Genomic DNA, 12,934 nt, shown 5'->3' on the forward strand with positions numbered 1-12,934 from the left:
AGTAAAATTGTTGAGCAATTTCTCCCGAAAAAAGCGGGCTCATGTATTTGAGCCCGCTTTTTTTTGAAATGTTGTCAAAGAATTCGACACTGACCCTAATTGTTCAGTTTCTCGGTTTATATCGGTAGTGAAATCTTCAATTAGGGTCAGGGTCGAATTGTTGAGCAATTGATTCGGATTTGCGGTTACTTGGACGAAAAAAAACGGCCTGTGAAGGGCCGTCTGTCTCGCGGAGTTGGTTCAGATCGCGGCGGCTTCGATCGTGTTCGCCAGGTCCGGGCGCGTCGGGCGCAGGGCTTCGGTCAGTTCGGAGATCGACGAGCCGCAGCCGAAGACCAGGACGTCGCCTGCCACGCAGCGCGACAAGCCGAGCCGGATGGCGCAATGGACGTCGTGCTCGACTTGCAGCTGGTCGTCGCCGAGCCTGGCCAGCTTTGCGCCGCGCGCGATCAGCGTTGCGGATTCGCCTTCGGCGCGGCCGCGGGCTTCGCTTTCGTACACGATCAACTCGTCGAAGCCGGCGGCGCACGTGCGGCCGATGTCGATCAGGTCGGCGTCGCGGCGGTCGCCCGGTGCGGCGACCACGCCGACCAGGCGGCCGGCGGTCATGGCCCGCGCCATCTCGGCCAGCGCGGCGTAGGCGGCGCAGTTGTGGGCGTAGTCGACGATGACCGTGACGCCGTCGATATCGAACAGGTTCGAGCGCAGCGGATTGTGCTTGCTGTCGGAGACAAAGCTGCGCAAACCTGCGGCGATCTCGGCGTGACTGAACCCGCTCGCCATCAGCGCCCCCGCTGCCGCCATCGCGTTGGCGATGTTGTAGCGCGCGCGTCCGCCCAGTGAGACGGGCATGGCCTGGACCTCGAGCAGCGCTTCATGCCGCACGCCGCCGGCCATGACGATCGTCGCGTCCTGCAGGTACACGCCGCGTCCACCATGTTCGATGTGGCGCAGCAGGGTCGGGTCTTCGGCGTCCAGCGCGAAGTAAATGCGTTCGACGGTGTCGGCCAGCGTGTCCGCCATCTGCACGCAGTACGCGTCTTCGGCATTGAGCACCACCGCGCGCGACGCCCGGGATGCCACCAGGGCCTTCACCCGGGCCAGGTCGTCGATCGTGTCGATGCCGTCCAGCCCGAGATGGTCGGCCGAGACGTTCAGCACCACCGCCACGTCGCAGCGGTCGAACGCCAGGCCGCGTTTCAGGATGCCGCCGCGCGCCGTTTCCAGCACCGCGAAGTCCACGTCCGGCGAACCCAGTACGCTGCGCGCCGAATGGTAGCCGGTGCAGTCGCCTTCATACGCCAGCAGCCCGTTCAGATACACGCCGCTCGTCGTGGTCACGCCGGTGCGCAGGCCCGCAAGGCGGACCGCGTGTTCGATCAGCAGGCTCGTGGTCGTCTTGCCGTTGGTGCCCGTCACCGCGACCACCGGAATGCGGCCATCGCCATCGCCGAACAGTGCCTCGATGATGGCGTCACCGGCATCGCGCGGCGCGCCGCGACTCGGATACCGGTGCATGCGGATGCCCGGTGCGGCATTGACTTCGATGACGCCGCCGTGCTGCGTCCGCAAGGGCAGGGCGATGTCGTCGCAGATGATGTCGATGCCGGCGACATCCAGGCCGATCGTGCGCGCGGCGCGCAGACACAGGTCGCGCGTTTCTTCCGGCAGCAGGTCGGTCACGTCTTCGGCGGTGCCGCCGGTGGACAGATTCGCGTTGCCGCGCAAGTCGGCGCTGATCCCGGCCGTGAGCACGGTACCCGGCGCATAGCCTTGCTTCGCCAGCGTCTCGAGTGCCAACGCGTCGAGGGGAATCTTGGTCAGGATATTGGCATGCCCATCGCCACGCGCCGGATTGCGGTTTTCAAGCGCCACCAGTTCGCGAATCGTCGAATGCCCATCGCCCGTCACGCCCGGCGGTCGGCGCCACGACGCGGCGGCGATCCGGTTGCCGGTGACGAGCACGCGGTAATCGCGCCCCCGCAGATATTCTTCGACGATCACACGCCGGCCATGCTGTCGGGCGTGCGCGAAGGCCCGCTCGATGGCATCCGCCGTGGCGCAATCGACCGTCACGCCCTTGCCCTGGTTCGCGTCCAGTGGTTTGACCACCACCGCGCACCCGAGGCGACGCGCCACGCGCTGGGCCGCCGCGCAGGTGGCGACGACCTCGCCACGCGGCACGGGCACGCCGGCCTGGCCGAGCAGGGCCTTGGTCAGGTGCTTGTCGCCCGCGATGCTCACCGCAATGGAATTGGTAGCGCTGGTAATGGTTGCCTGCAGGCGCTTCTGGCGGCTGCCCCAGCCCAGCTGGAACAGGTTGGCGTCGTCGGTCAACCGCCGCGACGGAATGCCGCGCCGGTGCGCCGCATCGAGCACGGCGCCCGTACTGGTGCCGATCGCGTGCTTCTCGCACAGATCGCGCAGGATTGCTACGGCCGCATCGAGATCGAACGCTTCATCGCGCGTCAGCGCACCCAGTAGCTTCACGCCGACCTGCAGCGCCTCGCTCGCGACCTGTTCGACAGCATAGCCGCAGACGATGCGGCGTCGCCCATCGTGGCCCGCCACCGGCATCGTCGCACAATGCCTGCCTGCGGCGCCGGCCAGCCGTTGCAGTTCCATGACCACCGGCTCAAGCGCATCGACCGGCAGCGCATCGTCCAGCAGGCGCACGGCCGCGGAAGGCGGCAGCGCCGGCATCAGCGCCAGCAGACGCGCGCCGAAGCCGCGGCCCTTCATGCCGCCGTTGTCGACCAGCGCCATCAGCGATGGGGACTCGGCATACAGGTTCGGGCCGCGCAGCAATCGTTTTTCCCTGATCTTCATGAGATGGGCGTGCGCTTGGTGACAATCTGCAGAAAATCCAGCAGCGATGCGGGAATGCGCTTGCCGACCGGTTCGTCGCCCACCGGCAGCGAATACCTGGCGCCAGACGGCAGCAGGTGCAGCCGCACGTCGATCAATTCGGGCGTGGCCCGGTCCTTGATCTCGGCGACATTCGTGCTCATCGAGCGCCCGTCGACGACCGTCACCGCGCCTTCGCCGAGCACCTCGATGCCCACGCCGCGCTCGATCACGAGCGCCGTGTCTTCATCGATCCCGATCCCCTGCAGGTACGGGTTTTGCGCGACGATCGACAACAGCCGCGACAAACGCTGGCGCTCCGAGAAATGCTGGTCGACCACCACGCGGTGCAGAAAGCCCAGGCCAGCGCCCAGGCTCACCGAGCCTTTTTCGGGCAGCAGGTCGGTGCGGCCCTGCGCGAGCATATGGCCCGACATGGCCGACGCGCCGGCGCTGGTGCCGCCGATGGTTGCGCCGCGCACTTTCAGCGCCATGTGCATCTCGGCGTCCAGTGCGGTGCCGCCGATCAGCGCCAGCAGGCGTTTCTGGTCGCCGCCGGTCATGAAGATGCCGTCGGCCTCGGCGACCTGGCGCACGAAGTTGTCGTCGTTCGCGTCTTCGCGGCTCGTGATCTCGAGGTGGCTGCGGCGCGTCACGCCGAGCGCGCCAAAGGCTTCATCGTAGATATGCCACATCTCGTCGGCGATCTGGCTCGCTGCCGTGATCACGACGATGCGCGCATCGATGCCGCCGGCCAGTTCGACAAAGCGCGACAGGATCTGCATATCGTGCTGGCGGTCTTCGCTGCCGCCGATGATGACGAGGTGGCCATTACGCTGTACTTCGGGTTCTTGAATCATCGTTGGATCATTTTCGAGGTGGGCATATCGCTGTTGCTGAACGCGCCGGCGTCACTGCGGCTCACCGCAATCAGGCCGACCTTGATATCGGGCGAAAACAGGGCGACACCGCGCTGCAAGGCGTCAGCCAGCAGCATGCCGTCGGCGATCCAGCCGTATACGGTGCGTGCAAGCAGGTGCCGCACGATCTGCTCGCCAATGCCGGTGGCGGCAACGGCGCCTTCAGGCCCGGCAAAGAAACCGCTGCCGATGATCGGCGTGTCACCGACACGGCCCAGGAGTGCGGGGGATGAGCCGCCGCTCGAACAGGCGACGGCAAAATGACCATCGGCGCCGCGCACGACCGCGCCGACGGTGTCGCAGGCCACGCCTTCGGGCAGTCGCAGCGGCGTGTTGTAGTTCCAGTAATGCTCGATCAGGTCGCGGTCCAGGCCCGGCATCATCGGCATCGAACCGGCCAGTTGCGACATCAGTGTGCGGTGGGCCGTGCGCTGGCGGTCCGACACGGGGGCGGCTTCACGCATGCCGATCGTGCTTGCAAACCGGCTGGCGCCTTCCGCGACGAGCAGCCAGTGCGGCGTGTCGGCCACCGCGCGCGCCAATTGCACCGGGTTCATCACCCCCTGTACACAGGCGACCGCGCCCAGGCGCCCGCGCGTGTCCATGATCGAGGCATCCATTTCGACGGTGGCGCCATCGAGGCCCAGTACCGAACCGCTGCCGGCATTGAAGCGGCCATCATCTTCCATCGTGGTGACGGCGCCGATTGCCGCGTCGAGCGCGTCGCCATTGATTTCAAGCTGCGCCAGCGCGCGGCGCGCAGCCAGCACGCAACCGTCTTCATGGTTGCGCGACGCACCGGCGCCGCCGTGAACAACGACGGCGCCAGCGTGGGGGGTATTGCTCATCCGGTCAATCTTTCTGCTTTATTGTTGTGATGTCTTCTAGAAGCTGGCGCACTCGTGGCGCGCCATTTAGCAATTATGCAATGTTCTTCGATACAGCCATATCGGTACGCCTGCCGCCTCCCTGTAAGAGCTTGCTTACAGGCAGAAAAACAGGCGCAAATAATGGACGCAAGAGCGGGAAGCTATACCGCGAGGAATCTGTTACCATACCGCCCCTTCTAGATAAAGGTTCCTATGGTGCACGCTTGCGGCGTTGACTTCGGCACGTCAAATTCCACGGTCGGCTGGTATCGGCCCGACACCATGCAATCCGCTCCGACGGCGCTGTTGACCCTCGAGGATGGCAAGCCGACGCTGCCGTCGGTGGTGTTCTTCAACGCCGACGACGAGCGCGTCAGCTATGGCCGCGCCGCGCTGGCCGAATATCTCGAAGGCTACGAAGGCCGCCTGATGCGCTCGCTGAAGAGCCTGCTCGGCACCAGCCTGATCGACGGCCAGACCGAGGTCGCGGGCCGCTCGGTGTCGTTCCGCTCGCTGCTCGCGCAATTCATCGGCGAGGTCAAGCGGCGCGCCGAGACCCAGGCCGGCCAGCCGTTCGAGAGCGCCGTGTTCGGCCGGCCCGTGTTCTTCATCGACGACGACGCCCAGGCCGACCGGCTGGCCCAGGATACGCTCGAGGACGTCGCGCGCTCGGTCGGTTTTCGCGAGATCGGCTTCCAGTATGAGCCGATCGCCGCGGCCTTCGACTACGAGTCGCGCATCGAACGCGAAGAACTGGTCCTGATCGCCGACATCGGCGGCGGTACGTCCGACTTTTCGCTGGTGCGCCTCGGCCCCGAGCGCGCTGGACGGCTTGATCGCCGCGACGACATCCTGGCCAACGGCGGCGTGCACATCGGCGGCACCGATTTCGACAAGTACCTGAGCCTGGCGGGCGTCATGCCGCTGCTCGGCTACGGCAGCAAGCTGCGCTCGGGCGCCGAGATCCCGTCGAGCTACTATTTCAACCTGGCCACCTGGCACACGATCAACCAGGCGTACACGCGCAAGAGCGTGACGCAACTGGCCGACCTCGCGCGCGACGCGGCCGAGCCGGCCCGCATCGCGCGCCTGCAAAACCTGATCGAAGACCGCTCGGGCCACTGGCTGGCGATGCAGGTGGAAGGCGCCAAGATCGCGTTGTCCGACGCCGACATGGTCAATCTGCAGCTTGACCGCTTGTCGCCGCCCGAGTCGCTCGATATCGCGCGCGCGCAGTTCGAAGCGGCGATCGCGCAACTGGTGGAGCAGGTGGCCACCACAGTCGGTAAACTATTCGTCGACGCCGGCGTGGGGCCCGGCGATGTCGACACGGTCTTCTTCACCGGCGGCTCGAGCGGCGTGGGGCTCTTGCGCGCACGGATCGGCGCGATGGTGCCGGATGCGCGCCGCGTCGAGGGCGACCTGTTCGGCAGCATCGGCACGGGCCTGGCGCTCGACGCGCTGCGCAAGTTCGGCTAACGGGCCGGCTGAAGGTTCGGCCGAAGGTTGGCTGCACTCGCACACAACAAGGAGCAATGATGAGTATGTACGACCGACCGCTGGTGATGCTCGACTTCGAGACCACCGGCCTGTCGCCCGACATGGGCGACCGCATCACGGAAGTCGCGGCCCTGCGCATCGTCGGCGGCGAAGTGACCGAGCGCTACGTCTCGCTCGTCAATTGTGGCGTGCGCGTGCCGTCCTTCATCACGGCCCTGACCGGCATCACGCAGCAGATGGTCGACAGCGCGCCACCGGCCTACCAGGTGGTGCCGGAACTGATCGATTTCATCGGCGGCGATGTGCTGTCGGCGCACAACGCCAGCTTCGACGAGAAATTCCTGAAAGCCGAAGGCGCGCGCCTTGGCCGCACGACCCAGCACATCGGCCTGGTGTGTTCGCTGAAGCTGTCGCGCCGCCTGTTCCCGGGCCTGGCCAGCTACAAGCTGGGCCAGCTGTCGAGCCAGCTTGGCATTCCGTTCGTCGGCACCGCCCACCGGGCCGAGGCCGATGCCCAGGTCGCCGCCGAGGTGCTGCTGCATGCCGCGCGGCATCTCGGGCGCACTTGCGGTATCGACCGGGTCGAGCCGAGCTTGCTGGTGTCGATCAACAAGGTGGCCGCCGCGAAGATCCCGGTCTTTCTCGAGAAATACGCCGCGACCGTGCGCGAACGCCAGATCGCGGTTGCCGCAGCCGCCGCCTGACGCCCCCATTGTGCGGTCGCAAACCGCGCCATCCACGATTTAATTAAACTTTTGGCAATGAAACGGCCGCTTCTGCGGCCGTCCGCACGACTTGTCGAAAGGATCTGGATGACCCCCGAACATGCCGCCCGCGCAGGCGCCGATACGTTCACCTGGTACCACCGCGCCGCCTGGAACGGCGACCCGTACGCCCAGTTCAACCTCGCCCAGCTCTACCTGCGCGGCCACGGCGTCGAGCGCGACGACGCCCAGGCCGCCGTCTGGATGACGCGCGCGGCCTCGCGCGGCCTGGCCTATGCCCAGAACCACCTCGGCGCCATGTACTACAACGGCCGGGGTCTCGCCGCCGACCACGTCCACGCCGCCCGCTGGTTTCGGCGCGCCGCGCAGCAGGGCGATCGCTCGGCGCAATACAATCTGGGGCTGCTGTACCGCAAGGGGCGCGGCGTGGCCCTGTCGCACCAGGCTGCGCTCAGCTGGTTCTACCGCGCTGCCGAGCAGGGCATGGCGCGTGCCCAGGCCCAGCTCGCGCACGGCTACCTGCACGGCCTGGGCGTCGCGGTCAGCCACCCGCTGGCGATGGCGTGGTACCGCAAGGCCGCACTGCAAGGCCACGTGGCGGCGCAAGTCCAGCTGGCGCATATGTATGCCCGCGGCCTGGGCGTGGCCGCCAGCAGCGCGCAGGCGCTGTACTGGTACCGCCATGCGGCCGAGGCCGGCAATCCCGTGGCCCGGCAGGCGCTCGGCCTGCTGTAAGCGTCGCCGCCCATCGGTTTGCACTGTTGTCGTTTCGCGCTATGATGCCCTGCGGCCACAAGCCGACCTCATCATTCACAGAACGAGAACAATATGCACATGAAACTTGCCAAGGGCGCGACGCTGGCCGCCGTGCTGGCCACGACCTTCAGCGCCAATCCAGCGTTCGCACAAAGCTGTTCCCCGGGCGGCGCCGGGCCGACCTACCCGGTGTCGAAAAAAGTCGACCAGACTGACAACTACCACGGCACCGTGGTCGCCGACCCTTACCGCTGGCTCGAAGACGCCAACAGCGCCGAGACCAAAAGCTGGGTCGACGCCCAGAACAAGGTGACCCAGGCCTACCTGGCGCAGATCCCGCAACGCGAAGCGATCCGCCAGCGCCTGACGCAGCTGTGGAACTACGAGCGCTACAGCGTGCCGGGCAAAGAGGGCGGCCGCTACTTCTACACCCGCAACGATGGCCTGCAGAACCAGTCGGTGCTCTACACGCTGACAAACCTGGACGACGAGCCGCGCCTGCTGCTTGATCCGAACACCCTTGCCGCCGACGGTACCGTCGCCCTGGCCGGCGCCGAAGTGAGCCCCGACGGCAAGCTGCTGGCCTACAGCATCGCCGCCTCGGGCTCGGACTGGAACGAGATCAAGCTGCGCGACATCGAGACCGGCAAGGATCTGCCGGACCACATCAAGTGGGTCAAGTTCTCGAGCACCGCCTGGACGAAGGACGGCAAGGGCTTCTTCTACAGCCGCTACGACGAGCCGAAAGAAGCGACCAAGCTGGCCGATGTGAACTACTTCCAGAAGCTGTACTACCACCGCATCGGCACGCCGCAAAGCGCCGACACGCTGGTGTACGACCGCGCCGACCAGAAAGAATGGGGCTTCGGCGGCCAGACCACCGACGACGGCCGCTTCCTGATCATCACCACCACCAAGGGCACCGCGCCGAAGTACCGCGTGTCGTACAAGGACCTGTCCAGGTCTGATGCCAAGGTGGTCGACCTGATCGACAACTTCGACGCCGGCTACGACTTCATCGACAACGTCGGCAGCGTGTTCTACTTCAGCACCGACCGCAAGGCGCCGAAGAAGCGCATCATTGCCATCGACGTCAGCAAGCCGGCAGAATCGAACTGGAAAGAAATCGTCGCCGAAAGCGCCGATACGCTCACCGGCGCCGACATCGTCAACAACCAGCTCGTGCTCGAATACCTGAAGGACGCTCGCAGCGTCGTGCGCGTCGTCTCCCTCGACGGCAAGCCGGTACGCGAGATCGCGCTGCCGGGCATCGGCACCGTTGGCGGCCTGTCGGGCAAGCGCGGCGACACCGAGACCTTCTACTCGTTCACCGGTTTCACGAATCCGACCACGATCTACCGCCTGAACATGACCACGGGCGAGAGCACCGTGTTCCGCCAGCCGAAGGTCGCGTTCAATCCGGCCGACTATGAAACGCGCCAGCAGTTCTACACGAGCCGCGACGGCACCAAGGTGCCGATGTTCATCGTGTCGAAAAAAGGACTCAAGCTCGATGGCTCGAATCCGACCTACCTGTACGGCTACGGCGGCTTCAATATCTCGATGACCCCTGGCTTCTCGCCGGCCAACCTGGCGTGGATGGAAATGGGCGGCGTATACGTCGTGGCCAACCTGCGCGGCGGCGGCGAGTACGGCGAAGCCTGGCACCAGGCCGGCACCAAGCTGCAAAAGCAGAACGTGTTCGATGACTTCATCGGTGCGGCCGAGTGGCTGGTGAAAAACAAGGTAACATCGCCGCAGAAGCTGGCCATTGGCGGCGGCAGCAACGGCGGCCTGCTGGTGGGCGCGGCGACCACCCAGCGGCCGGACCTGTTTGCAGCGGCCATTCCATCGGTGGGCGTGATGGACATGCTGCGCTTCCACAAATTTACCATTGGCTGGGCCTGGACCTCGGACTACGGTTCGTCCGAGAACGCCGATGAATTCAAGGCGCTGGTCAAGTATTCGCCGCTGCACAACCTGAAGGCCGGCACCTGCTACCCGGCGACGATGGTCACGACGGCCGATCACGATGACCGCGTGGTGCCGGCGCACAGCTTCAAGTACGCCGCCGCCGCCCAGGCCGCGCAGGCCGGCAGCGCGCCGATCCTGATCCGCATCGACACCAAGGCGGGTCATGGCGCAGGCAAGCCAACCGGCAAGCAGATCGAGGAAGTGGCTGATCGCTGGGGCTTCCTGTCGCGCGAGCTGCACATGAACGACGCGACCAGGACGGTCGGCGGCGCAAAATAACGCGCCCCAAATACAATGGCCGCCGGAGCGATCCGGCGGCCGTTTTATGTATGCTGTGTCGAACCTTACCGGTGCACCACCACCAGCAGCGCCTTGGCCTCGGTCTTGCCGGTATTGCGAATCACGTGATCCTGGTCGGCCGGATAGCGCGCCGTCGCGCCGTGCCGCACTTTTTTCTTCTCAAGCCCTACCTCGAGCTCCACGGTCCCGGTGATCACCGTCAGGTGCTCGCCCGTGCCGGGATCGTGCGCCTGCGACGCCAGTGCGCCACCGGGCGCCAGGGTCAGCTCATACCATTCATACTTGCCCGCTAAATCCATCGGCCCCAGGATGCGCAGCGAATAGCCGGCGTGCGCGCCGGGCAGGGTGGGGATCTCGTGCGCATCCACCAGGCGGATGAGTTCGGTCGGGCGTACCTCGGACGTCAGCAATTCGCCGATCTGTACACCGAGCGCATTGGCCAGGCGCCAGGTGATGGCGATCGTGGGATTGGCTTTTTCGCGTTCGATCTGCGACAGCATCGATTTGGACACGCCGGCGATGCGCGACAGGTCTTCCAGCGTCAGGCCGCGGGCCAGGCGCAGGCGCTGCAGCGTGGCGCCAACTTCGGGCGGGGCGTTGTTTGTTAAAATTTTATTCATTGCCGCATCACGTTATTCAGGATGGCTTGCCAAGTTCATGGCACGCGGGTAATATCCACTATATTGAATTTGAGTTCGATATACAGGATTAGTCTTCTACATCGAACCTACCAACGGTACAGCATCCGCCAACCGCCGGTCAAGCCGGCTTCACCCCGGAACAGGAAAAACACCATGAGCGACCAAACCTTCTACAGTGGCCTGCAGCAAAAACTCGACACCTTGCGCAGCGATGGACTGTTCAAGCCCGAGCGCGTGCTGGCGTCGCGCCAGGGCGCCGAAGTGGTCGCGCAGGATGGCCGCACCCTGATCAATATGTGCGCAAATAACTACCTGGGTTTGTCGGGCGACGTCGAAACGCAGCAGGCAGCCGCCGCCGCGCTTGAAAAATACGGTTATGGCCTGTCGTCGGTGCGCTTCATCTGCGGCACGCAAACCGTGCACAAGGAACTGGAATCGGCGTTGTCGAACTTCCTCGGTACCGAAGACACGATCCTGTACGCGGCGGCGTTCGACGCCAACGGCGGCGTGTTCGAGCCGCTGTTCGACGACAACGACGCGATCATCTCCGACGCGCTGAACCACGCCTCGATCATCGACGGCGTGCGCCTGTGCAAGGCGGCGCGCTACCGCTACGCCAACAACGATATGGCCGACCTGGAGAAGCAGCTGATCGCGGCGACCGAAGCTGGCAAACGTCACAAGATCATCGTCACCGACGGCGTGTTCTCGATGGACGGCACGATCGCCCAGCTGGACAAGATCGTCGCGCTGGCCGAGCAATACGGCGCGCTGACGATGATCGACGAGTCGCACGCCTCGGGCTTCATGGGCGCGACCGGTCGCGGCACGCACGAACACTGCGGCGTGATCGGCAAGATCGACATCATCACCGGCACGCTGGGCAAGGCCCTGGGCGGCGCGATGGGCGGTTTCACGTCAGGTAAAAAAGAAGTGATCGAGACGCTGCGCCAGAAATCGCGCCCGTACCTGTTCTCGAACACGCTCGCGCCGATGATCGCCGGCGCCTCGCTCGCGGTACTCGAGCGCATCTCGAAGTCCACCGAGCTGCGCGACCGCCTGCACGAGAACACCGCGTACTTCCGCGCCGAGATCGAGCGCATCGGTTTTACCATCAAGCCGGGCACGCACCCGGTGGTCCCGGTGATGCTGTTCGACGCGCCGATTGCGCAGAAATTTGCGGCGCGCATGTTCGAACTGGGCGTGCTGCTGTCGGGCTTCTTCTATCCGGTGGTACCAATGGGCCAGGCGCGCGTGCGCGTGCAACTGTCGGCGGCGCACACCCGCGAGCAGCTCGACTTCGTGCTCAAGGCATTCGAACAAGCCGGCCGTGAGCTGGACATCATCAAGAATACATAATCAAGCAAGGAATCACAGCATGGAACGCATCCTCATCATCGGCGCCAACGGCCAGATCGGCAGTGAACTGGTCAGCGCGCTCGCCGACAAGCACGGCGCGCAGAACGTCATCGCGTCGGACATCGGCGAGCATAATCTGTACGGCGCCGCGCGCTATACGCGCCTGGACGTACTGGACAAGGATGCCCTGGCGCGCCTGGTCGCCGGCGAATCGATCACCCAGGTCTACCAGCTGGCCGCCATGCTGTCGGCCACCGGCGAAAAAGCGCCACTCAAGGCCTGGACCCTGAACATGGACGGCCTGCTCAACATTCTCGAAATCGCGCGCGAACGCGGCGAGGCCGGCAAACCGCTCAAGGTGTTCTGGCCATCGTCGATCGCCGCCTTCGGGCCGAACACGCCAAGCGAGAACACGCCGCAGTTCACGATCATGGACCCCACCACCGTGTACGGCATCAGCAAGCTGGCCGGCGAGCGCCTGTGCGAGTACTACCACAGCAAATATGGCGTCGATGTGCGCAGCATCCGCTACCCGGGCATCATCAGCTACAAGTCGCCACCGGGCGGCGGCACCACTGACTACGCCATCGCGATCTTCCACGCGGCGCTGCGCGGCGAAACGTATGAATGCTTCCTCGGCCCGGAGACCACGCTGCCGATGATCTACATGCCCGACGCGATCCGCGCCACGGTCGAACTGATGGAAGCGCCGGGCGAGCAGGTGGCGATCCGTTCGTCGTACAACGTGGCCGGCGTCTCGTTCAACCCGCGCGAACTGGCCGCTGCGATCAAGAAGGCGCGGCCCGAGTTCGCCATCGCCTACGCGCCTGACAGCCGCCAGCAGATCGCCGATTCATGGCCGAAAAGCCTGGACGACAGCCGGGCGACGCAGGACTGGGCCTGGCAAGCCCGCATCGGTATCGACGAGATGGTCGATTCGATGCTGAAAAATATCGACGTGGGCGCCACGCTCGCGGCATAATCTTCCATTGGCCTGGCGTGCAAACGCCAGGCCGTTTTCTTATCAAGAACGGGAACGGAAA

At 65.2% G+C, this 12,934-nt stretch carries 10 protein-coding genes; 6 read left to right on the top strand and 4 right to left on the bottom strand.

From position 1 onward, the window contains the following. Positions 1–240: 240 nt before the first annotated feature. Genes cphA through AB2N08_RS00735 form a run of 3 tightly spaced genes read right to left on the bottom strand, consistent with a single transcriptional unit; the run spans position 241 to position 4,615 of the window. Positions 241–2,829: a cyanophycin synthetase gene (cphA, locus tag AB2N08_RS00725; RefSeq protein ID WP_367608711.1), complete on the bottom strand. Its 2,589-nt coding sequence runs from the start codon at positions 2,827–2,829 to the stop codon at positions 241–243. Next, entirely contained in the window at positions 2,826–3,707 is an 882-nt protein-coding gene (locus AB2N08_RS00730; RefSeq protein WP_367608712.1) for a cyanophycinase, read from the bottom strand. The genes cphA and AB2N08_RS00730 overlap by 4 nt, the downstream gene beginning before the upstream one ends. Continuing rightward, positions 3,704–4,615 carry an isoaspartyl peptidase/L-asparaginase gene (locus AB2N08_RS00735; protein WP_367608713.1) on the bottom strand — a complete coding sequence of 304 codons (912 nt, stop codon included), beginning with the start codon at positions 4,613–4,615 and terminating at the stop codon, positions 3,704–3,706. Before AB2N08_RS00735 ends, AB2N08_RS00730 begins: the two co-directional genes overlap by 4 nt. A gap of 234 nt (positions 4,616–4,849) precedes the next feature. Between AB2N08_RS00735 and AB2N08_RS00740 the strand changes: the two genes are divergently transcribed. From AB2N08_RS00740 to AB2N08_RS00755, 4 genes are all read left to right on the top strand, one after another. Next, positions 4,850–6,115 (top strand): Hsp70 family protein, encoded by a 1,266-nt coding sequence (locus tag AB2N08_RS00740; RefSeq protein ID WP_367608714.1) that lies wholly within the window; start codon positions 4,850–4,852, stop codon positions 6,113–6,115. 65 nt (positions 6,116–6,180) lie between these two features. Continuing rightward, positions 6,181–6,840 carry a 3'-5' exonuclease gene (locus AB2N08_RS00745; protein ID WP_370662392.1) on the top strand — a complete coding sequence of 220 codons (660 nt, stop codon included), beginning with the start codon at positions 6,181–6,183 and terminating at the stop codon, positions 6,838–6,840. A gap of 108 nt (positions 6,841–6,948) precedes the next feature. Beyond that, on the top strand, positions 6,949–7,596 hold the full coding sequence (locus AB2N08_RS00750) for a tetratricopeptide repeat protein (RefSeq protein ID WP_367608716.1): 648 nt from the start codon (positions 6,949–6,951) through the stop codon (positions 7,594–7,596). Positions 7,597–7,689: 93 nt separating this feature from the next. Continuing rightward, entirely contained in the window at positions 7,690–9,870 is a 2,181-nt protein-coding gene (locus AB2N08_RS00755) for a prolyl oligopeptidase family serine peptidase (protein WP_367608717.1), read from the top strand. 65 nt (positions 9,871–9,935) lie between these two features. Here AB2N08_RS00755 and AB2N08_RS00760 read toward each other — a convergent pair whose 3' ends face one another. After that, complete coding sequence (locus tag AB2N08_RS00760) at positions 9,936–10,511, bottom strand: helix-turn-helix domain-containing protein (RefSeq protein WP_367608718.1); 576 nt, start codon at positions 10,509–10,511, stop codon at positions 9,936–9,938. Positions 10,512–10,685: 174 nt separating this feature from the next. On the opposite strand from AB2N08_RS00760, the gene AB2N08_RS00765 reads away from it, so the two are divergent. After that, the gene (locus AB2N08_RS00765) at positions 10,686–11,891 is read left to right on the top strand and encodes a glycine C-acetyltransferase (RefSeq protein ID WP_367608719.1); all 1,206 of its coding nucleotides are present in this window, start codon (positions 10,686–10,688) and stop codon (positions 11,889–11,891) included. A 19-nt stretch (positions 11,892–11,910) separates the two neighbouring features. Further along, a complete protein-coding gene (locus AB2N08_RS00770; RefSeq protein WP_367608720.1) occupies positions 11,911–12,873 on the top strand; it encodes an NAD-dependent epimerase/dehydratase family protein in 963 nt (320 codons plus the stop codon). Positions 12,874–12,934: the final 61 nt, after the last annotated feature.

Source organism: Massilia aurea, from assembly GCF_040790145.1.
Lineage (GTDB): Bacteria > Pseudomonadota > Gammaproteobacteria > Burkholderiales > Burkholderiaceae_D > Telluria > Telluria aurea_C.